The sequence below is a fragment of the Brevibacterium sp. 'Marine' genome (genome assembly GCF_012844365.1).
GTDB lineage: Bacteria > Actinomycetota > Actinomycetes > Actinomycetales > Brevibacteriaceae > Brevibacterium.
In genome coordinates, this window is the sequence record NZ_CP051626.1 from 3,475,667 (window position 1) to 3,495,996 (window position 20,330).

The window sequence follows — 20,330 nt, forward strand, 5'->3', positions numbered from 1 at the left end:
AACCTCGCGCGAGGTTGCTGGGCCGCCGTCAGGTAGCAATTGGGGGTTTTCAGGGGCGGCGGGCTCGTGCCACCTCGTAGAGGGAGACCGCTGCGGCGATGCCGGCGTTGAGCGACTCGGTGGTCGCCGCGATCGGGATCGACACGATCTGGTCGCACTTCTCCGAGATGAGCCGCGACAGACCCTTGCCTTCGGAACCGACGACGATGCACAGCGGATCGCGGGTGAAGGTCAGTTCGGGCAGCTCGACGTCACCGTCCATGTCGAGGCCGACGACGAAGACATTCTGCTTCTTCAGCTCATCGATCGCCCTGGCCAGGTTGACCACCTGTGCCACGCGGATGCGCGAGGCGGCACCGGCGGAGGTCTTCCACGCCGCGGCCGTCATCGAGGCGGCGCGACGCTCCGGGATGATCACACCGTGACCGCCGAAGGCCGCCGTCGACCGGACGATGGCACCGAGGTTGCGCGGGTCCGTGATCCCGTCGAGGGCCACGAGCAGCGGAGTCTCGGCTCGTTCGGCCGCGAATTCGAGCAGGTCGGCGGGGTCGGCATAGTCGTACGGCGGAACCTGCAGGGCGATGCCCTGGTGGATCGCGTCGTCGGTGAGCCGGTCGAGGTCGGGCTTGCTCGCTTCGAGCATCGAGATGCCGCGCTGCGTCGCCAGAGTGATGGATTCGCGCACCCGATCGTCGGAGTCGATGCGACCGGAGACGTACATCGCGGTGGCCGGAACACCTTCGCGCAGGGCCTCGAGGACCGAATTGCGTCCGGCGACCATATTCGGTCCGAGCTCCTTCTTCTTCCGCTTCGCCTGCGCCGAGGCGTTCGAGCTCTTACGCTGCTGCGCGGCCTTGTGCGCCTTGTGATAGACGCGGTCCTCGGCCTTGGGCGTCGGCCCCTTGCCGCGCAGGCTGCGCCTGTTCTTGCCGCCCGACCCCTTGGTCGGGCCCTTCTTCGATCCGCCGGAGCGGGGATTGGAAGCCATGTATTTCCTATCGGATGCGTTGGGGTCGCGAGCTCATGCCCGTGACCGAAATTCGTCGACCTCAGCCCTCGCCGAGGTGGTAGCGGTACCCGTCGGCCGTGTCCTCGATGATGACGCCGGCCGCGGCCAGTTCGTCACGCAGGGCGTCGGCGGTGGCGAAGTCCTTCTCCGCTTTCGCCTCGGCCCGCCGTGCGGCCAAGGTGGCCACGAGGGAGTCGAGTGCGGACTCCGCCTTGGCATCGGTCGCCGATCCGGCCCAGACAGCGGCGCTGGGATTGACTCCGAGGATGTCGAGCATGAGCTCCACCTCGGCGACGATTCGCGCCAGTCCCGCTCGGTCGCTGCCGGAGTCGAGGAGCTTCGCTCCCTCGCTCACGGAGGCGAAGACGACCGACAGCGCCCGCGGCACACCGAGGTCGTCGTCGAGGGCGGCGGCGAATTCGGCAGGAACGTCGACGCTGCGTGAAGCATAGGAGTCGCTGACGTCCGGCAGCGCCGGCGCGTCCGCTCCGAGTGCCTGGCGGGCGCGCTGGAGGAAGTTCTGGAGCCGTTCGAGCGAGGCCGCGGAGCGTTCCATCGCCTCGTTCGAGAAGTCGAGGATCGACCGGTAGCTGGCGCCGGTGAGGAAGTACCGCACGGCCAGCGGGCTGAACGTGTCGAACAGGTCGGAGGCGAAGACAGAGTTGCCCAGAGACTTCGACATCTTGTCCCCGCCCACATTGAGCAGGCCGGAGTGCATCCAGATGTTCGCGAACTGGTCGCCTGCCGCTCGGGACTGGGCGAGCTCGTTCTCGTGGTGCGGGAAGCGCAGGTCGAGTCCGCCGCCGTGGATGTCGAAGTTCGACCCCAGGTACTTCGTCGACATGGCCGAGCACTCGATGTGCCAGCCCGGCCGGCCCCGTCCCCACGGCGACGGCCACGACGCGGTGATCGGCTCGGAGTCCTTGTGCGACTTCCACAGCGCGAAGTCCCTGGCGTCCTTCTTCCCGCGCAGCTCGGCCCCCTCGGACAGTTCCATGTCCTCGAGCTTCTGGTTCGTCAGTGCCCCGTATTCGCTCCACGAGGCGGCGTCGAAGTAGACATCGGCGCTGCCGTCGAGCGCGGGGTAGGCATGACCGGCCTCGATGAGGCGGGAGATGAGTTCGATCATCTCGGTGATGTGCCCCGTCGCGCGCGGTTCGCTGCTCGGCGGCAGCACATCGAGCGCATCGTAGGCGGCGCTGAAGGCGCGTTCGTACTTATACGCGTGAGCGAACCATTCCCGACCCTCCTCGACGGACTTCGACAGGATCTTGTCGTCGATGTCGGTGACGTTGCGGATCATGGTCACCCGGTAGCCGCTGTAGAGCAGCCAGCGGCGCAGAGTGTCGAACACCGAGGCCGAGCGCAGGTGGCCGATATGCGGCTCGCCCTGCACCGTGGCGCCACAGACGTAGATACCGACCTGACCGTCGTTGACGGGGCGCAGTTCTTCGGTCGTGCGGCTGGCGGTGTTGTAGAGCGAGATAGTCACGCCCCCAAGTCTACCGGGCGTGGAAGATTTCCCGGTTTCCCATTATTCGATACACGACTGTTATGCGCATCACGTGACGGCGGGCACATTGCCCAGCGTTTTCACAGTAAACTGGAGCCATGCAATGAAGCCGCAGCAGAGATCATTTCTCACATCACGGACTTCACATCGGACCACCGAGCTCACAGACGAAACTTCGGTGGCCCCACTCGGTCGCGATGGTCCGCGACCGAACAAGAAAGGACATCATGTCACCCAAGTCATCACCCCAGAGGGAGGTCTTCGTCTCCCGCGGCGCGTTCATCTTCGCGGCCATCGGTTCGGCGGTCGGCCTCGGCAACATCTGGCGCTTCCCGTATGTCACCTACGAGAACGGCGGCGGCGCCTTCCTCATCCCCTACCTCGTCGCTCTGCTGACAGCAGGCATCCCGCTGCTGTTCTTCTACTACGCGATGGGCCACCGGTCTCGCGGATCGGCTCCGCTGGCCTACCGGATGACTCACCGTGCCGCCGAGCCCATCGGTTGGTTCGCCACCGGAATCGCGATCATCATCGGCATCTACTACGCCGCCATCATCGGCTGGGCCGGCTCCTATATGTTCTTCTCGCTGAGTGAGGCCTGGGGCGATGACGCGGAGGGCTTCCTCTTCGGCGAGTACCTCAAGCTCGCAGACCCCGGAATCTCCTTCGAATTCGTTCCCGGCGTGCTCATCCCGCTCATCATCGTGTGGGCCATCGTCCTCGGCATCCTCCTGCTCGGTGTGCAGAACGGCATCGCACGGTTCTCGAAGATCTTCATCCCGCTGCTCATCGTCCTCTTCCTCGCCCTCGTCGTCCGGTCGCTGTTCCTTCCCGGCGCTGCGGAGGGACTGAATGCACTGTTCACTCCCGACTTCTCGGCACTGACAGATCACAAGGTGTGGATCGCGGCGTACGGTCAGATCTTCTTCTCTCTGTCCATCGCCTTCGGCATCATGATCACCTATGCCTCCTACCTGAAGAAGAAGACGAACCTCACCGGCTCCGGTCTCGTCGTCGGCTTCTCGAACTCGGCGTTCGAGATCCTCGCCGGCATCGGAATCTTCGCGGCCCTCGGGTTCATGGCCTCTGCGCAGGGCGTCGAGGTCTCCGAGGTGGCATCGTCGGGCATCGGCCTGGCCTTCGTCGGCTTCCCGACGCTGATCTCCCAGATGCCCGGCGGGGCGATCTTCGGATTCGTCTTCTTCGCCTGCCTCGTCTTCGCCGGTCTGACCTCGCTGATCTCGATCGTGCAGGTGCCGATCCAGGCTCTGCGGGACAAGTTCCGTCTCAGCAACAAGACCTCGACGGCGACCGTCGGCGGAGCGATGGCGATCGTCTCGCTGGTGCTCATGCCCACGGTGACCGGACTCTACGCGCTCGACACCATGGATGCCTGGGCGAACAACATCGGCATCGTCGGCTCGGCCGTCCTCGCGATCGTCGTCGTCGCGTGGCTGCTGCGCAAGCTGCCGGTGTTCAAGCGTCACCTCAACGCAGTCTCGAGCTTCAAGCTCGGGTGGACCTGGATGATCCTCATCTCGATCACCGGTGTGGTGCTCGCCTACATGCTCGTCACACAGATCATCGCCTACGCCACCGACGGCTACGAGGACTACCCGGCCGTCATCATCGGCACCTACGGCTGGGGCATGATCGCCCTGCTCGTCGTCGCCTCCATCGTCCTCACACTGGTCAGATGGCCGAAGAAGACGATCGACGACATGAACGAGGCGATCGCCGACTCCGTGGCCGAAGAGAACCTCCGCAACGAGACCAAGGGAGTCTGACATGGGCACTTCAGCAATCGTCATGATGGTCATCGCGATGGTCACCGTCTGGGGCGGCCTGGGAGCCGCAATGCTGCACCTGCGCAAGCACCCCGACGAGGACGTCGCCGACTGACGGACCGGGTGGACCCCACCCCGTTCACGACCGGCTGAGTCGGATCCGCAGCACCGCCTCGGCGACGCGGATCGGCTCACCCTCGCCGAGGCGGTCCGATGCAATCCAAGCATCGGGCCGCCTTCGCCTATCCACCCTCACCCCACCCAGGTCGAACGCATCGTCTCACTCCTGAATCACCCACTGGTCGCGGACGTCCGGCCTGGTTAGGGTGGGGGTGTGAGCACCCCTGCCGGGGTGCAACAGGTCCACTTCGGGTTCCGTATCCGCGGACACCCGCTGCCGAAGACACAAAGGAGACGCAATGCCACAGACAGTCAAGGGCGTCATCTCCCGCAGCAAGGGAGCCCCAGTCGAACTCACCGACATCGTCATCCCGGATCCGGGCCCGGGCGAGGTCGTCGTCGATGTGAAGTCGTGCGGCGTCTGCCACACGGACTTCCACTACCGCGAAGGCGGAATCAGCGATGACTACCCGTTCCTGCTCGGCCACGAGTCCGCCGGGGTCGTCTCCGAAGTCGGCGATGGGGTCACCGAGGTCGAGGTCGGCGATTTCGTCATCCTCAACTGGCGCGCCATCTGTGGAGACTGCCGTGCCTGCAAGCGCGGCGAACCCTGGTACTGCTTCGACACCCACAATGCTTCGCAGAAGATGACCCTGCCCGACGGCACCGAGCTCGAAGCCGCACTGGGCATCGGCTCGTTCGCCGAGAAGACGCTCGTCGCCGCCGGGCAGTGCACGAAGGTCCCCGAGGCGGACCCGGCGGTCGTGGGTCTGCTCGGCTGCGGAATGATGGCCGGAATCGGCGCCGCCATCAACACCGGTGAGGTCACCCGCGGCAAGTCCGTGGCCGTGATCGGCGCCGGCGGTGTCGGCTGCGCGGCGATCGCCGGTTCGGCTCTGGCCGGAGCGAACACGATCATCGCGCTCGACATCGATGAGAAGAAGCTGTCCTGGGCCAGCGATTTCGGTGCCACGCACACCGTGAGCACGAAGGGCATGAGCGAGGACGAGGTCGTCGCCGCGATCCAGGAGCGCACCGGAGGCTTCGGCGCCGATGTCGTCATCGACGCCGTCGGACTCCCCGCCACCTGGCGGCAGGCCTTCTACGGCCGCGACCTCGCCGGCACCGTCGTGCTCGTCGGCGTGCCGACTCCGGACATGGAGCTCACCGTTCCGCTGCTCGACGTATTCGGCCGCGGCGGCAAGCTCAAGTCCTCGTGGTACGGCGACTGCCTGCCCGACCGCGACTTCCCGATGCTCGTCGACCTCTACCAGCAGGGACGTTTCCCGCTCGAGAAGTTCGTGTCCGAACGCATCGGCATCGGCGATGTCGAATCCGCATTCGAGAAGATGGCCAAGGGAGAAGTCCTGCGATCGGTGGTGGAACTGTAATGACAGCTATTGAGCATCTCGTCACGTCGGGTACGTTCTCCCTGGATGGGGAGACGCACAACGTCGACAACAATGTGTGGATCATCGGTGATGATTCCGAGGTCATCGTCATCGACCCGGCCCATGATGTCGATGCGATCGCCGAGGCGGTCGGATCCAGAGAGGTCAAGGCCATTCTGCTCACGCACGGTCACGACGATCACGTGCGCGTCGTCCGCGACTTCGCCCAGCGGGTGGGCAACCCCACCGTGTACCTCAATCCCGATGACTATGTGCTCTGGGACATGACCTTCGAGAACTACCGTCCCGATGGACAGATCGCCCACGGCGACACCTGGACCGTCGGCGGAATCAAACTCAAGGCTCTGCACACCCCCGGCCACTCCCCCGGTTCGACGTGCTTCTTCGTCGAGACCGGTCTGCCGGCTCCGGCATCGGCCGGTGCCGGTCGGGCGGTCGGTCCGGTGCTGTTCTCCGGCGACACCCTGTTCAACGGCGGCCCCGGAGCCACGGGCCGGTCGCATTCGAGCTTCGAGACGATCATCGAATCGATCCGCGACGTGCTCTTCCCGCTGCCCGAGGCGACAGTCGTGCTCACCGGACACGGTGACTCGACGTCGATCGGTGCCGAGAGTCCGGCCCTCGAGGACTGGATCAAGCGCGGCCACTGATCGGCCACTGAGTCGCCGCAGCCCAAGCGCTGAGTCGCAGCTGAGCGCGCAATGCACCTCGCAGACGCGGGTCGCGACCCCTACGGGTCCGCGACCCGCGTCTGCGCTCTCCGGCCCCGACGGATAGACTTCTCGGGTGCCTGAATCACAGTCTTCGCAGCCCGCCGAGTCCGTCTCGGCGCCGTCCACCAGCGACATCGCCGCCACGTCCAACGGCCTCAAGGTGGGGATGAAACCCCGCCACCTGGTGATGATGAGCCTCGGCTCGGCGATCGGCGCGGGCCTCTTCGTCGGCTCCGGCGCCGGTGTGCACGCCGCGGGTCCTGCCGTGCTCATCTCCTACATCGTTGCGGGCCTCATCGTCATCTTCGTCATGCGGGCCCTGGGCGAACTCGTCGCCGCCGACCCGAATCCGGGAGCGTTCTCGCACTATGCGGGCAAGGCCATGGGCCCGGCCGCGGCCTTCGCCGTCGGTGCTCTGTGGTGGGTGCAGCTGTGCCTCGTCGTCGCCGCCGAGGCCACCGCCGCCGCACAGATCGCGGCCTCCTATATTCCGGCCGTCCCCCAGTGGGTCATCGCCTTGGCGATCATGCTCGTCTTCACCGCGATCAACCTCACCACTTCCGGCAGCTTCGGTGAGTTCGAGTTCTGGTTCTCGCTCATCAAGGTCGCCTTCGTCGTACTCTTCGTCGTCCTCGGTGCCGCGTACCTGTTCGGGTGGACCCCGGCCGAACCGCCCGCGCAGATCTTCGCCGACGGGTTCATGCCCACCGGCATCTCCGGCATCGCCGCCGGTCTGCTCGTCGTTGCTTTCGCCTTCGGCGGCATCGAGATCGTCGCTGTTGCCGCGGCCGAGACCGCGAACCCCGAACGCAGCGTCTCGCAGGCGATCAAGACGATCGTGTGGCGCATCCTGTTCCTCTACATCGGGTCCGTGGCGATCATCGTCCTCGTCCTCCCGTGGACGGACGACCGCTTGGCCGAGTCCCCGTTCGTCGCCGTCCTCGAGTCCGCAGGGCTGCCGTTCATCGCCTCGCTGCTGGCCGCGGTCATCGTCATTGCGCTGCTGTCGTCGATGAACGCGAACATCTACGGGGCATCCCGGATGTCGTTCTCGATGGCACAGCGGTCCATGCTTCCCAAAGGGCTGGGCCGCACCAATCGCCGCGGTGTGCCCGTGCCTGCCGTGCTGGCCACCTCGGCGTTCGGCTTCGTCGCCGTCGCACTCAACTACTTCTGGGCGGCCGAGGTCCTCGGGGTCCTGCTCAACATCGTCGGCTCGACGCTCATCGTCACCTGGGTCGTGACGCTCGTCTCGCAGATCGTCCTGCGTCGTCGCGCCGAGGCGGCCGGCCGGTCCCTGCCCCTGCGCATGTGGGGCTACCCGTGGCTGTCGTATGTCACCTTGGCCGGCATCGCCGTGATCATCGGGCTCGGCCTCACCGTCGAGTCCGTGCGCTTCCAGATCGTCGGCACGCTCATCTTCGTCGTCGCGCTCTACCTCGTCGGCCTCGTCGTCACGAAGCGCCACCCAGACGCGAAGGTCTGAGACCGCCCATCACCGCCGCCGAGGCGGCTGTCGGGTTCCGTGCCCGGACCGCGGCAGTCCCCCGCGGCCGGTGTTCTGTCGCAGCCGTCGTCCAAAGCGGCCATCTGGAACCGTCGGGCCTCACGCTCCGTTCGCGTCCAGCGCGGTGATGAGTTCCTGCAGGGCGTGAGCCGAATCGGCCGATCCCGCCCAGCCGACGAGCATGTCCCTGGTCTGGCCCAGGTGCCGAGCGAAGTGTCTGCCTGCATAGTTCGTGACGTCGATCGGCACGATCCTCTCCAGCGCTGCGAGCACAACGTGTGCGGCGGTGCCGAACACGGCAACCGGCACCCCGAGGCGGCTCCGCACGGCTTCGGTCGCGGCATTCGCGGGTCGGTCGAGATGTGATTTCAGTGCGGCCCAGTCGCCGTCGCGGATGCTGAGTTCGGCGACGAAGGGAATGAACACCGTCGGCGGCAGCAGCACGGCCTCCATCGGCACCGGCAGGACAAGGCGGCCCAGCCCGCGAACGAGCGAACGCACCGCGCCCCTCGGCCCGGCGACGAGGAAACGCGGTGCGCCGGCCGGTGCCCAGAACCTCACTTCGTGCCCGGGTTCGGCTCTTCTGCCGCCCCTTCCGACCCGGCTGTCGGCTGGGCGCACACAGTCAGCCGGCGCACCCGGGTCCAGTCGTTCGGACAGGAACGCGGGTCCGACAATGACGGCTTGGGTACCGGGGAAAACGGCCTGTGCTCGCTCGAGGTCTCCTTCGACCTGGCTCGTCGTCGCAATGAACGCGGGTGAGATATCCCGAATCGCCGAGACCACTTCAGCGTCGAGATCACCCGGTCGAGTCGTGAGGACGATGAGGTCCCAGATTCCATCAGCGGCAGCAGCAATCCAGTCTGTGATCGTCACCCGCCGAGTCGCGGCCACGCGGGTCACCGACCAGCCATCGCTCGAACTCGCTCGTCTGCCATCTGCTCGCCCGCGTCCTCCCGCACAGCTGCTGTGTCGGGAGCCCACCTGGCCCGAATCGGTCGGATCGGCGATGCTCACGCGTCGCGGAAAGGCCGCCCGCCCGTCGGCGCCGGGCGAGCGGGAGACAACGGCGACCTCGTGAGCGTCGGTGAAGAGCGCGGCTCCGGCGAGGCCGATGGCACCAGCTCCCTGGAAGAGGACTCTCAATGCTGGCTCTCCTCATTCAGCTCTCGTGGCTCAGTTCGAATGAATCGGGTCGAATGGATCGGATCGGGCAGATCAGCGAGGGTGGATCAGCGCGGTGGCGATGGCCGCGACTCCTTCGCCGCGGCCGGTCAGCCCGAGGCCGTCCGAGGTGGTGCCCGATACCGATACCGGTGCGCCTGCTGCCGCCGACAGTGCCTGCTGGGCTTCTGTACGACGCGTGCCGATCTTCGGCCGGTTGCCGATCACCTGAACGGAGATGTTTCCGATCTCGAAGCCTGCCTCGCGGACGATGCGGGCCGCCTCGGCGAGCAGCACCGAACCCGAGGCACCGGCGAATTCCGGGCGGTCGACGCCGAAGTGCTCACCGAGGTCGCCGAGCCCCGCGGCGGAGAACAACGCGTCGCAGCACGCGTGGGCGGCCACGTCGGAGTCCGAGTGTCCTTCGAGTCCGGTCTCGCCCGGCCACAGCAGTCCCGCAACCCACAGCTCGCGTGCGGAGTCGACAGCGAAGGCATGGACATCGACGCCGGTACCGATGCGGGGAATGATCTGATTCATCGTGGCTCCTTCGCCGAATCCAACGTATCTGCTCCAGGGACCGCAGCTCCGTCACGCATTCGGGCGAGCTGTTCCGCAAGGACGAGGTCGAGCGGATAGGTGATCTTCAGCGCCTCGTCGTCACCGTCGACGGCGACGATGTCGACACCGAGGCGTTCCACCAGCCCCGCATCGTCCGTCGGAAGCACACTGCCCACCCGGCCGACCCCGCCGGTCGGGCCAACGCCTTCGGTTGAGCGAGCGCCTTCTGCAGAGCCAGCGCCACCTGCTGCAAACTTGGCATAGGCCCGCCGCAGCACCTCGGCGCGGAATCCTTGAGGCGTCTGGACCCGTCGCAGCTCGGCCCGATCGAGGTCTCCTCGCACCACTTCACGCGCGCCAGAGCCCTCAGCCACAGCCGGATCTGGATTGTTGGGTCGATCCGCGGAGATTTCCGCGTCAGAAACACCGTGGATCGACCCAACAATCCCATCGGATACGCCATTCGCGTCCGAGCCTGCACCTCCGCTCGGATCCGCGCCGTCAGTCTCGTGCGAAACGACTCGCCGCACGGTATCGATCATCGGCAGGACAGGGACGACCGCCTCGGCGCCGGATCGCAGCGCGGCAACGACTCGGGCGAACACATCGGGCGGGGTCAGGCACCTCGCCGCATCATGAACGAGAACGTAGTCCGCGACACGCTCACGTTTCAAGGCCGTTTGCACTGAGGAAATGCGATCCTCTCCTCCTGCTACGGCTGTAATTGAAATTTCGCATTTCTGTTCTGCTGCCACTTCGGCAATTTCTTCACGTGCGCGCATAAGAAACTCCTCGGGAGCGACCACCACGATTGTGGAGGCGACTCCCGAGGAGATGACCGTCTCAAGGCTGCGAGCCAGAACTGTCCGTCCATTCACATGGACGAAGGCCTTCGGCTCACTGCTGCCCAGACGAGATCCCGACCCTGCGGCCGGGATGATGACACAGGTGCTCAGGATGCGAGCACTTCGTCCAGCAGAGCTTCCGCCTCGGACTCTTCCTTCTTCTCGGCCAGTGCGAGTTCGGAGACGAGGATCTGGCGGGCCTTCGAGAGCATGCGCTTCTCACCGGTCGACAGGCCGCGGTCCTGCTCGCGACGCCACAGATCGCGGACGACCTCGGCAACCTTGATGACGTCACCGGACTGCAGCTTCTCAACATTGGCCTTGTACCGGCGGGACCAGTTCGCAGGCTCTTCGACGAATTCGGCACGCAGGACGTTGAAGACCTTCTCAACGCCTTCTTCACCGACGACGTCTCGCACACCGACCAGATCGCAGTTCTCTGCGGGGACCTCGATCACGAGATCGCCATGCGCGACCTGGAGCTTGAGATACAGCTTCTCCTCACCTTTGATGGCACGTTTCTTGATTTCTTGGATTGTCGCTGCACCGTGATGTGGATAGACAACAGTGTCGCCGACCTGGAAACTCATATTCTCTTCAAACCCCTTTCGCGGAATCCCAGTTTACCATGAGGCTCGCCACAGAAATCGTTCAGGGCAGCGATTCTTCATGCTAGGCTCCGCCCCTGACTCGCACAGCGATCGAGCCCATTGCCGCCTCTGTCAGCGAGAACATCGGGAGAGGACGCAGTGCCTTCATGCTCGAATGAAGACCTCGACCGACTGCGATGCGGGAGAGACTTCGCTCGCTCTTCACCGAATCTTCAGCCGCGACGCGCCCGGGCGCTGCAGAACCTCTGCGACTCCGACCGCCCGGTTCTACAGCGGGTCAAAAACCGGGTAGTATACAGACTGATCTTGTATTGCCACTTCAAGGAGCATAATGAAACGGCACAACCGCGCGGCTCTCGCCGTTGCCGCACTCGCTCTCGTTATCCCCGTCAGCGGATGTGCAAGCCTGCTGTCTCCCCATCAGACCGCCGAATACCACTACAACGGCGGCGATGGAGCCTCGGGAGCCGTCGGCGACGTCGAGGTCCGTGGGCTCATGCTCATCACGGACAAGGAAAGCTCCGGTCCGGCTCAGCTGTTCTTCACCCTCATCAACAAGGGTGACTCCACCGCCAAGGTGTCCATCGAGGTCGCAGGCACCACGGTGAGCGAATCGATCAAGGCCGGCGACACCTTCGTCCAGGACCCGATGAGCCCCGAGACGTCGTCCAAGGAAGTCGTCACCGTCGACAGCCTTGAGGCGGAGCCCGGCGATCTCGTCGACATCACCGTCAAGAACGGCAGTGAGGAGAAGGTCATCGAGACCCAGCTTCTCACCGATGTCCTGCCGTACTACGACGAGTACGTGCCGTCGGATGCGCCGTCCGAGTCTCCGTCCGATATGCCCAGCGAGGACGCCGGCGCAGCAGAGGGAACCGCAGCGGCCAACGGCTGATCAGCACTCTCTGCACACACCACGCGAGAGCACAGAAAGCACAGAAGGAGCCGCTCACTTGATGTGAGCGGCTCCTTCTGTGCTCATGTCCGGCCGGTCGGTCCCGACCTCACGATCCCGCGGTCCCGACCCTTACGATCCCAGCCCCGCCGGCACAGGGCCTCACGATTCCGACCGGCTGCACCCGGCCTCGCCTGCACAGAAACTCAGGCTTCGCCGGTCGGTTTCCTCAGGCCTCGAACTTGTACCCGAGTCCGCGCACCGTGGTGAGCAGGCGCGGTTCCGAGGGGTTCTCCTCGATCTTCGCGCGCAGTCGTTTGACGTGGACGTCGAGCGTTTTCGTATCGCCCACGTAGTCCTCGCCCCAGATCCGGTCGATGAGCTGACCGCGGGTCATCACGCGGCCGGAGTTGCGCACGAGGATCTCGAGGAGCTCGAACTCCTTGAGCGGCATGGACTGCTCTTCACCGCGCACAGATACGACGTGGCGTTCGACGTCGATGCGCACTCCCCCGGCCTCGAGCACGGACTCGTCCTCGAACTCCTCGGTCTCGACATTGCGTCGCAGCACCGCCCGCACACGAGCCAGCAGCTCACGTGAGGAGTACGGCTTCGTCACATAGTCATCGGCGCCGAGCTCGAGCCCTACGACCTTGTCGATCTCAGAATCCTTGGCCGTGAGCATGATGATCGGCACATTGGATTTCGCCCGCAGTTCGCGGCACACCTCGGTGCCGGACGCGCCGGGCAGCATGAGGTCGAGCAGGACCAGATCGGCGCCGGTGCGGTCGAACTCCGCCAGAGCCTTGAGCCCGTCATCGGCGACCGTCACCTCGTACCCTTCCTTACCGAGCAGGTACGACAGCGGGTCCGAGAACGAATCTTCGTCCTCGACAAGCAGAATACGAGTCACGTTGTGAGCTTCCTTTGTTCGCTTTCTTCGGTCAGATCCTTGGATGGGTCGGCGGTCGCCCCACCGTCTCCATTATCACCGGCGGGCTTGCCGCTGTCGTCGGCCGGGTCGTCCGCATCGGAGGCGGCGGTGCCGTGCCCGTCGTCACCCGCCGAGGCGGTGCCGTGCCCGTCGCCACCCGCCGAGGCGGTGCCGTGCCCCTCATCTTCCGCCGAGGCGGTCCCGTGCCCGTCGTCATCCGCCGAGGCGGTCCCGTCCTCCCCTGTCGACGCGACTCCGGTCGAATCTGCGGAGTGTTCGATGAGCACCCCGGCCGGTGCCGAATCGGTGGCGGCGGCATCGGCTGCGGTTCCGGCCAGCGGGAGGACGATCGTGAACGTCGATCCCTTGTTCAGTCGGCTCCACACGCGCACTTCACCGCCATGGGTGGCGACGATGTGCTTGACGATGCTCAGGCCCAGCCCCGTGCCTCCGGTGATCCGGGAGCGAGCCGGGTCGACCCGGTAGAAGCGTTCGAAGACGCGCTCGGTGTCCTGAGCGGTCATGCCGATGCCCTGGTCGGTCACGGCGATCTCGATGCGCTCGTCGACGAGGTCGACTCCGACGCCGACTCGAGTGCCCTCCGGCGAGTAGTTCACGGCATTGTCGATGAGGTTGCGCACCGCATTGACGAGCAGTTCGTAGTTGCCTTCGATGAGCAGGTCGCTCGGCGGGGAGACCTCGATGTGGATGTTCTTGCCCTCCGCGCCGGTCCGGGCACGGTCAGCGGCATCGTCGACCACCTCGGCGACGGAGATCTTCTCGGTCGTCGCGGGAGCGGCGTGGTCCTGGACGCGGGAGAGGTCGATGATCTCCTGCACCAGCTGGGTCAGCCTCTTCGACTCCCGCTGCATTCTCCCGCCGAAGCGCTCGACTGCGGCCGGGTCGTCGGCGAAGTCGGTGACAGCCTCGGCGAGCAGAGCCATCGCACCGATCGGCGTCTTGAGTTCATGGGACACGTTGGCGACGAAGTCGCGGCGGACGGCGTCGACGCGTTTGGATTCGGTCTGGTCGTCGCAGAGGACGAGGACGAAGGAGGTTCCCAGGGGCGCGACGCGGGCGTGGAGGTAGCGGAGCACGGATTCGGAGTTCTCCCGTGTCTGCTCGAGGTCGATCTCTTCGATGAGACCGCGGGCGCGCACGCGGCCGACGACTCTCAGCATCTCCGGCGAGGCGAGCGAATGACCTCTGACCAGGCCGAACGTGTACGCGGCCGGGGAGGCTTTGACCACATCGTCACCGGCGTCGATGACGATGGCGGCCGAGGACAGAACGGCGAGCACCTCGGCGATTCCCTCGGGCAGGTCGTCCTCCGAATGCAGATCGGCAGCATCGCGGGAGCGTTCGCTGAATCGGAACGCAAGAATTCCCGCAATACCCAGGCCCAGGCCGACGACGCCGGTCAGGACCGCCACGACTAACAGATCCACAGCCTCAAGCTTAGGCGGTGTCCACCGCCCCGGCGCACCGAATTCACTTCTGCTGACAGTATTTGCCGAGGAATTCACCTTCTCGTCTGGAGTCGTTCACTCGATCATGCGAAGCTGACGTCTGTGTGCCTGCGTTCCCCGTCGTTCCTGCCCTCTGCTTTCCCCCGCTGAGGGTGCGGACCGGAATCGCGGGCACCCCTCAGGCCGCCAAGCACCGCCGACAGTCACTCCCGATTGTCACGATCAAGAGTTAGGGAACCGCAGTTCATGCGCGAAGTCTTCAGAAACGAATTGGATGATCTGGCCACCCAGCTGGTCGGCATGTCCACCAAGGTCCTCGACGCCATCCGCCTGGCCAATCAGGCGCTGCATTCGAATGATCTCGAGCTGGCCGAGCAGGTCATCGAGGCCGACTCCGTCATCGACAACATGCAGTTCACCCTCGATCAGCAGGCCGCCGAGATGCTTGCCCTGCAGGCTCCGGTGGCTGCGGATCTGCGCGCCGTCATCGGCTCGCTGCGGATGTCGGCATCGCTCGAGCGCATGGGCGACCTCGCCCGTCACATCGCCCAGCAGGTGCGCATCCGCTATCCGGAGTCCGCGATCCCCGAAGGCTTCGAATCCGTGTTCGTGCGGATGGGCGAATCCGGTGACAAGATCGCCGAGGCGACGCAGAGCCTGCTCTCGAATCCCGGACTGACCGATGTGCCCACGATCAACGCCATCGACGAGGAGCTCGACGAACTCCACCTGAGCGTGTTCGGGAAGCTCGGCGAGGCTCCGGCCGGTTCGCTGGCTCCCCGCCATATCGCCGATGTCACCCTGCTCTCGCGCTACTACGAACGTTTTGGTGATCACGCGGTGTCCGTGTCGCAGAAGGTCGAGTACCTGCTCACCGGCAATTGGGAGCCCTACCTGTCGAAGAAGTGAGGCCCGCGTCGCACGGACTCACGCACGCACGCGCAGACCGCGCAGACGACGATCGCCGAGGTGGTTCTTACACCTTGGCGATCGTCGTCTGTGTCCGGCTCAGCGACTGTGTCCGGCTCAGCGTCTGTGTCCGGCTCAGCGTCCCTGGTTGGCGACTTGGCCGATCGCTGCCGCGGCCGCCTCGGCGTCGAGGTAGGTGCCGCCGGGGGTGACCGGGGTGAAATCCTCGGTGAGTTCGTAGTGCAGCGGAATGCCGGTGGGGATATTCAACCCCGTGATGTCGGCATCGGAGATCCCGTCGAGGTGCTTGACCAGTGCGCGCAGCGAGTTGCCGTGGGCGGCCACGAGCACGGTCTTGCCGACGGTGAGTTCGGGCACGAGGGTGTCGTACCAGTAGGGCAGGAGACGGTCGATGACGTCGGCGAGGCATTCGGTGCGGGGCAGCGCATCGCCGAGGTTGGCGTAGCGGGCTTCACCGGCCTGCGAGAATTCCGAGCTGTCGGCCAGTGCCGGCGGCGGGGTGTCGAAGGAGCGGCGCCAGGTCATGAACTGCTCTTCGCCGAACTCGTCGCGGATCTCCTTCTTGTTCTTGCCCTGCAGTGCGCCGTAGTGGCGTTCGTTCAGCCGCCAGCTGCGGTGGACGTCGAGCCATGACAGGTCGGCGGCTTCGAGCGCGATGTTCGCAGTCAGGATCGCGCGCTTGAGCCGCGAGGTATAGACGACATCGGGGATGAGGCTTTTTTCCCGCAGCAGCTCACCGGCGCGTTTGCCTTCGGCACGGCCTTTGTCGGTCAGGGTCACGTCGACCCATCCGGTGAACAGATTCTTCTGGTTCCATTCGCTTTCGCCGTGGCGCAGCAGGATGAGGTTATACGTCATGGCTCCATTTTGACACGACCGCTCCGATGGGGGCGCCGGCGACCGTCGTCGCCGGCGGCCCTCTCCCCGCAGACACAGTCTTCGCTGTCCGGCCGCAGACAAGGTCATGTCTCCCCGCTGACAGGGTCCGTCAGGCCGCAGACAGGGTCTCAATGTCTGGGCATGTGTCTCGCATGACAATATGAGCGGAGTAGTCTGTACCCATGTCACACACGCCAGCACACCAGGCTTCCGGGGGCACCGCCGCTCCCGCCGCCGACCGCAGTTCGATCATCGCTGTCACGGCCCTGCCGGTCCTCGTCGTCATTGCGGGGGTGCTCGGGTTCCTGCTGCCCGATGCCTTCACGCCTCTGGCCCCGTCGATCACGTGGGCGCTCGGCGTGGTCATGTTCTTCATGGGGCTGACCCTGACGCTGCCCGACTTCGCTCGCATCGCCAAGCGGCCGTGGATTGCGGTGCTCGGCGTCGTCACTCAGTTCGTGGCGATGCCGCTGCTCGGCCTCCTCGTCGTGACCGTGTATTCACTTCCTCCCGAGATCGCCGTCGGTGTCATCCTCGTCGGCTGCGCGCCCGGCGGCACAGCCTCGAATGTCGTGACCTATCTGGCGAAGGGCGACACGGCACTGTCGGTGTCGATCACGACCCTGTCGACGCTGTGCGCTCCCGTGCTCACCCCGCTGCTGACCCTGTGGCTGGCGGGTTCGTATATGGACGTGCCCTTCTGGTCGATGTTCGTCTCGATCTGCCAGACCGTGCTCGTGCCGGTCATCGTCGGCGTCCTCGTCCGAGTGCTCGCGTCGAAGTTCGTCGACACGATCTCGCCCGTGCTGCCATGGCTCGCCTCGATCGCCATCGCCTACATCGTCGCGATCGTCGTGGCCGGCTCGGCGGGTTCGATCGCCACAGCCGGTGTGCTCGTTCTGCTGGCCGTCGTCACCCACAATCTGCTCGGACTGGGCATCGGCTACGGTGTGGCCACGGCCTGCCGTCTCGACACCCCGACGCGACGTGCGCTGTCCTTCGAAGTCGGACTCCAGAACTCCGGTCTCGCCTCGACGTTGGCCACCACGTACTTCTCGCCGCTCGCCGCACTGCCCGGGGCGGTCTTCAGCGTGTGGCACAACGTCTCCGGCGCCGTGGTCGCCTCCCTCTTCGCTCGTCGCCCCTACGGCAAGCCACCAGTCGATGCGCCCGACCATGATCCTGCAGCCGCGAGTGCGTCATCGGCGGAAACCACGGGCCGATGACCGCCGAGGCGACCGCGCACGAGGGCCGATCGGGCCGAGGCTTCGACGGCTTCTCCCCGGAGACCCTGGTGTCGGCCGGCCGGACGTTCACCATCCGCCGCGCCGCCGAGGCCGATGTGCCGGCGCTTGTCGCACTGCTGCGCGATGACGTCCTCGGCGCTGCCCGCGAGACCGGAGCTGCCCGCGAGACCGGCGCCGCTGCGGTCGGCCGTGCGGGAGCCGCGTCTGGTTCCTCTCCTGCCTCCCCCGGCGCCGAGGAGGCAGACCCCTATGCTCGTGCCTTCGCACTCATCGATGCCGATCCCAACCAACTCCTCGTCGCCGTCACCGAAGCCGCTGGCCCGCCCGACTCCGCAGGTCAGCCCGACTCCGCAGGTCTGGCCGAAGCCGCGGGCCAGCCCGACTCCGCTGGACAAGCCGACACTGCGGGGCACGCCGATCCTGCAGTTCAGGACCACGCCGACTCGACCATCGTCGGCACCCTGCAGCTGAGTCTGCTGCCCAGCCTGTCTCGCCAAGGCACTCTTCGTCTGCAGATCGAAGCGGTGCGCATCGGTGCCGCGGCTCAGGGAGTGGGGCTCGGGACAGCGGTGTTCGAATGGGCTCACGAATGCGGACGTCGCTTCGGCGCCGGACTCGCTCAGCTCACAACCGACAAGTCACGCACCGACGCACAACGATTCTATGACCGGCTCGGCTATGTCGCCAGCCATGAGGGAATGAAGCGCCCGCTCGACTGAGTTCGCCGCACTCATGAGCTCGGGCCCTTACTCTCCCGTGCTTTCCCGATCGGCCGACACCGCCGGAGGTTCGGGATCGGCGTCGCCGAAGGTGCCGATGAATTCGTTGTCCTCCCCGCTGAGCACCTTCTCGAACGCCGCAAGGTTGCGCGTCGACTCACCCCGACCGACCCTCCAGGCCCATTCCTTCTTCATCCCCGTGAGGAATCCGATGAGGAGGAGTTCGTTGAACGAGGAATCCGCCGTGGCGAGCATGGCACCGAGCAGCCCGTCGAGCTCATCGAGCAGATGCTCGCGTGGCACGCTCGCCCGCAGATAGACATCGCCGAGGCTGTCGATCGCAAACGACACCGGCCCGGGCCTGAGGTTCTTCTGCAGCAGCCACCGATTGAATTCGGCCGAGTTCTCATCGGGATGACGGATGACGAAAGCCTGCAGATGGGCGGTGCGAGCGAAGACGCTGATCGCCACGTTCGTCTTGAGCTTCTTCTCCCCCGGCAGGGTGACGACGATCTCCGTGTCCTCGATCGAGTCCACGGGGACCTCGTTATTCTCGGCCCAGGTGCGCACTCCGGTCAGGATCGCCTCGGTGTCGGTGCTCATGCTCTCACGTCCTTCGCTCGGCTCTCGTGCTCACCGCCGACTCTAGTCCCTCAGCACGCTCCCAGCGCGTCCGACTTCCGAGATGATGCACCGGAGCTCTCCGGCACGGCGTCGAGGACGACGGCGACGGTCCGACCCCAATCGAAGCGTTGGGCGCGGTCGACGGCGTGACCGGCGAGATCCGCCCGAAGCTGCGTGTCCTCGAGCAGGGTTTCGATGGCCGTCGCCCAGTGGTGGGGGTTGTGATCGGCGATGAGCAGTCCCGAATGTCCGTGTTCGACGATCTCCGGGAGTCCACCCACCGCCGAGGCGATCGCCGGCAGCCCTGAAGCGGCTGCCTCGGCGGCCACGAGTCCGAAGGATTCGCTGCGGGAGGGGATGATGAGCACGTCCGCGGCCCGGTAGTAGTCGACGAGGATGCGGGAGGGAACGGGAGGGCGGACCTCGACGCTGGGTTCGTTCCCGATCGCCGTGGTCAGATCCCGCAGATACGCCGAGGAGGGGCGGACCGCTCCTCCGCCTGCTTCGACACCTGCCCCCGAGGCGGCGCCGAGGAGGATTCCGCGGGTTCGAGAAGCCAGGTGGGGGTTGCGTTCCCGCAGTTCGGCCAGGGCGTCGACGGCGACGTCCGTGCCCTTGATGAACTGCATCCGCCCGACGTAGAGGACGATCGCCTCGTTCGCGGCGAATCCCAGACGTTCGCGCGCGTCCGCCTGAGCGCCCGGTATGTAGAGGGCATGGTCGACCCCTGGTCGGGCGACGACGACCGAGCCGGGATCGGCGTGGAGTTCGGTGACGAGGTCGCGGCGTTCGGCAGGGGTGGCCGCGACGAGCAGGTCGGCCTGCGCGGCGATGCGTCCTTCGGCGTCGAGTCGCTGGGGCCGTTCGTGGCTGGTCTCCGAATCGCGGTTCTTCACGGCACCGATCGTGTGCATGCTCACCGCGATCGGCGCCCGCACTGCTCTGCCCGGCCCCAGCACGCCCGCGGACTCGGGGTCGGAGTCGTCGGCGATGTCACGGGCGCGCAGGGCCGCCTCGGCGGAGATCCAATAGTGGGTCCAGATGAGATCGGCGGCGCAGAAGTCGGGGTGGACCGTGAGCAGTTCGGCGAGTTCGTCGATCGCGTCGGCGAGTTCGTCCTTCGTCGCAGCGCCGACCGGCAGGTGGTGGAGGGTGATGGATTCGGTGATCTCCAGCTTCGTGTCCGCGCCGGCTCCCGTGCCGTCGAGTCCGCCGGGGTCGGCGGTGAATACGTCGATTCGGTGTCCGGCTGCGGCGAGCGCGCGCACGGATTGGTCGACATAGACGTTCATCCCTCCGGCATCGCCCTGGCCGGGTTGGGCGACGGGCGAGGTGTGGAGGGAGAGGACGGAGATGCGCACGGAGACAGTCTAGCCAACGACCTCGGTCGG

At 65.8% G+C, this 20,330-nt stretch carries 20 protein-coding genes; 9 read left to right on the top strand and 11 right to left on the bottom strand.

Going from position 1 to position 20,330, the window contains the following annotated elements:
- Positions 1-49: 49 nt before the first annotated feature.
- Both rlmB and cysS read right to left on the bottom strand, forming a co-directional pair.
- Entirely contained in the window at positions 50-988 is a 939-nt protein-coding gene (gene rlmB / locus HF684_RS15650) for a 23S rRNA (guanosine(2251)-2'-O)-methyltransferase RlmB (protein ID WP_169253228.1), read from the bottom strand.
- A gap of 61 nt (positions 989-1,049) precedes the next feature.
- Complete coding sequence (cysS, locus tag HF684_RS15655; protein WP_169253229.1) at positions 1,050-2,501, bottom strand: cysteine--tRNA ligase; 1,452 nt, start codon at positions 2,499-2,501, stop codon at positions 1,050-1,052.
- A gap of 248 nt (positions 2,502-2,749) precedes the next feature.
- On the opposite strand from cysS, the gene HF684_RS15660 reads away from it, so the two are divergent.
- From HF684_RS15660 to HF684_RS15680, 5 genes are all read left to right on the top strand, one after another.
- Positions 2,750-4,309, top strand: a complete 1,560-nt coding sequence (locus HF684_RS15660) for a sodium-dependent transporter (RefSeq protein WP_169253230.1) — start codon at positions 2,750-2,752, stop codon at positions 4,307-4,309.
- Position 4,310: 1 nt separating this feature from the next.
- Entirely contained in the window at positions 4,311-4,424 is a 114-nt protein-coding gene (locus HF684_RS15665) for a methionine/alanine import family NSS transporter small subunit (protein WP_081770452.1), read from the top strand.
- A 304-nt stretch (positions 4,425-4,728) separates the two neighbouring features.
- Positions 4,729-5,820: an S-(hydroxymethyl)mycothiol dehydrogenase gene (locus HF684_RS15670; protein WP_169253231.1), complete on the top strand. Its 1,092-nt coding sequence runs from the start codon at positions 4,729-4,731 to the stop codon at positions 5,818-5,820.
- Positions 5,820-6,491: an MBL fold metallo-hydrolase gene (locus HF684_RS15675; protein WP_169253232.1), complete on the top strand. Its 672-nt coding sequence runs from the start codon at positions 5,820-5,822 to the stop codon at positions 6,489-6,491. Before HF684_RS15670 ends, HF684_RS15675 begins: the two co-directional genes overlap by 1 nt.
- 136 nt (positions 6,492-6,627) lie before the next feature.
- Positions 6,628-8,040, top strand: coding sequence for an amino acid permease (locus HF684_RS15680; protein ID WP_248278979.1), 1,413 nt, complete (start codon positions 6,628-6,630; stop codon positions 8,038-8,040).
- A 120-nt stretch (positions 8,041-8,160) separates the two neighbouring features.
- Here HF684_RS15680 and HF684_RS15685 read toward each other — a convergent pair whose 3' ends face one another.
- From HF684_RS15685 to HF684_RS15700, 4 genes are all read right to left on the bottom strand, one after another.
- Complete coding sequence (locus tag HF684_RS15685; protein WP_169253233.1) at positions 8,161-9,207, bottom strand: hypothetical protein; 1,047 nt, start codon at positions 9,205-9,207, stop codon at positions 8,161-8,163.
- A 72-nt stretch (positions 9,208-9,279) separates the two neighbouring features.
- Positions 9,280-9,765, bottom strand: a complete 486-nt coding sequence (gene ispF / locus HF684_RS15690; RefSeq protein WP_169253234.1) for a 2-C-methyl-D-erythritol 2,4-cyclodiphosphate synthase — start codon at positions 9,763-9,765, stop codon at positions 9,280-9,282.
- Complete coding sequence (locus HF684_RS15695) at positions 9,762-10,745, bottom strand: 2-C-methyl-D-erythritol 4-phosphate cytidylyltransferase (protein ID WP_348981453.1); 984 nt, start codon at positions 10,743-10,745, stop codon at positions 9,762-9,764. The genes ispF and HF684_RS15695 overlap by 4 nt, the downstream gene beginning before the upstream one ends.
- A complete protein-coding gene (locus HF684_RS15700; protein WP_025779034.1) occupies positions 10,739-11,221 on the bottom strand; it encodes a CarD family transcriptional regulator in 483 nt (160 codons plus the stop codon). Before HF684_RS15700 ends, HF684_RS15695 begins: the two co-directional genes overlap by 7 nt.
- A gap of 352 nt (positions 11,222-11,573) precedes the next feature.
- On the opposite strand from HF684_RS15700, the gene HF684_RS15705 reads away from it, so the two are divergent.
- Positions 11,574-12,137, top strand: a complete 564-nt coding sequence (locus HF684_RS15705; protein ID WP_169253235.1) for a hypothetical protein — start codon at positions 11,574-11,576, stop codon at positions 12,135-12,137.
- A 229-nt stretch (positions 12,138-12,366) separates the two neighbouring features.
- On the opposite strand, the gene HF684_RS15710 is transcribed toward HF684_RS15705, so the two are convergent.
- Together HF684_RS15710 and HF684_RS15715 are read right to left on the bottom strand one after the other, a co-directional pair.
- Positions 12,367-13,050, bottom strand: a complete 684-nt coding sequence (locus HF684_RS15710) for a response regulator transcription factor (protein WP_039208435.1) — start codon at positions 13,048-13,050, stop codon at positions 12,367-12,369.
- Positions 13,047-14,519, bottom strand: a complete 1,473-nt coding sequence (locus tag HF684_RS15715) for an ATP-binding protein (protein WP_169253236.1) — start codon at positions 14,517-14,519, stop codon at positions 13,047-13,049. Before HF684_RS15715 ends, HF684_RS15710 begins: the two co-directional genes overlap by 4 nt.
- Positions 14,520-14,786: 267 nt before the next feature.
- On the opposite strand from HF684_RS15715, the gene phoU reads away from it, so the two are divergent.
- On the top strand, positions 14,787-15,449 hold the full coding sequence (gene phoU / locus HF684_RS15720; RefSeq protein WP_169253237.1) for a phosphate signaling complex protein PhoU: 663 nt from the start codon (positions 14,787-14,789) through the stop codon (positions 15,447-15,449).
- A gap of 135 nt (positions 15,450-15,584) precedes the next feature.
- On the opposite strand, the gene HF684_RS15725 is transcribed toward phoU, so the two are convergent.
- On the bottom strand, positions 15,585-16,328 hold the full coding sequence (locus tag HF684_RS15725; protein WP_169253238.1) for a phosphoglyceromutase: 744 nt from the start codon (positions 16,326-16,328) through the stop codon (positions 15,585-15,587).
- Positions 16,329-16,531: 203 nt separating this feature from the next.
- Between HF684_RS15725 and HF684_RS15730 the strand changes: the two genes are divergently transcribed.
- Both HF684_RS15730 and HF684_RS18845 read left to right on the top strand, forming a co-directional pair.
- On the top strand, positions 16,532-17,575 hold the full coding sequence (locus HF684_RS15730; protein WP_248278980.1) for a bile acid:sodium symporter family protein: 1,044 nt from the start codon (positions 16,532-16,534) through the stop codon (positions 17,573-17,575).
- Positions 17,572-18,315 (top strand): GNAT family N-acetyltransferase, encoded by a 744-nt coding sequence (locus HF684_RS18845; RefSeq protein ID WP_248278981.1) that lies wholly within the window; start codon positions 17,572-17,574, stop codon positions 18,313-18,315. The genes HF684_RS15730 and HF684_RS18845 overlap by 4 nt, the downstream gene beginning before the upstream one ends.
- 27 nt (positions 18,316-18,342) lie before the next feature.
- Here the strand turns inward: HF684_RS18845 and HF684_RS15745 are convergent, their stop codons facing one another.
- Positions 18,343-18,918 carry a YbjN domain-containing protein gene (locus tag HF684_RS15745; RefSeq protein ID WP_169253239.1) on the bottom strand — a complete coding sequence of 192 codons (576 nt, stop codon included), beginning with the start codon at positions 18,916-18,918 and terminating at the stop codon, positions 18,343-18,345.
- Between the two features lie 50 nt (positions 18,919-18,968).
- The gene (locus tag HF684_RS15750) at positions 18,969-20,300 is read right to left on the bottom strand and encodes a glycosyltransferase (protein ID WP_248278982.1); all 1,332 of its coding nucleotides are present in this window, start codon (positions 20,298-20,300) and stop codon (positions 18,969-18,971) included.
- Between the last annotated feature and the right edge of the window lie 30 nt (positions 20,301-20,330).

Bases quoted from the DNA above. Each gene is read 5' to 3' on its own strand.
- ispF (WP_169253234.1), bottom strand. From the start codon at position 9,765: ATGAATCAGATCATTCCCCGCATCGGTACCGGCGTCGATGTCCATGCC.
- phoU (WP_169253237.1), top strand. From the start codon at position 14,787: ATGCGCGAAGTCTTCAGAAACGAATTGGATGATCTGGCCACCCAGCTG.
- HF684_RS15730 (WP_248278980.1), top strand. From the start codon at position 16,532: ATGTCACACACGCCAGCACACCAGGCTTCCGGGGGCACCGCCGCTCCC.
- HF684_RS15665 (WP_081770452.1), top strand. From the start codon at position 4,311: ATGGGCACTTCAGCAATCGTCATGATGGTCATCGCGATGGTCACCGTC.
- HF684_RS15670 (WP_169253231.1), top strand. From the start codon at position 4,729: ATGCCACAGACAGTCAAGGGCGTCATCTCCCGCAGCAAGGGAGCCCCA.
- HF684_RS15700 (WP_025779034.1), bottom strand. From the start codon at position 11,221: ATGAGTTTCCAGGTCGGCGACACTGTTGTCTATCCACATCACGGTGCA.
- HF684_RS15675 (WP_169253232.1), top strand. From the start codon at position 5,820: ATGACAGCTATTGAGCATCTCGTCACGTCGGGTACGTTCTCCCTGGAT.
- HF684_RS18845 (WP_248278981.1), top strand. From the start codon at position 17,572: ATGACCGCCGAGGCGACCGCGCACGAGGGCCGATCGGGCCGAGGCTTC.
- HF684_RS15725 (WP_169253238.1), bottom strand. From the start codon at position 16,328: ATGACGTATAACCTCATCCTGCTGCGCCACGGCGAAAGCGAATGGAAC.
- HF684_RS15660 (WP_169253230.1), top strand. From the start codon at position 2,750: ATGTCACCCAAGTCATCACCCCAGAGGGAGGTCTTCGTCTCCCGCGGC.
- HF684_RS15745 (WP_169253239.1), bottom strand. From the start codon at position 18,918: ATGAGCACCGACACCGAGGCGATCCTGACCGGAGTGCGCACCTGGGCC.
- rlmB (WP_169253228.1), bottom strand. From the start codon at position 988: ATGGCTTCCAATCCCCGCTCCGGCGGATCGAAGAAGGGCCCGACCAAG.
- HF684_RS15705 (WP_169253235.1), top strand. From the start codon at position 11,574: ATGAAACGGCACAACCGCGCGGCTCTCGCCGTTGCCGCACTCGCTCTC.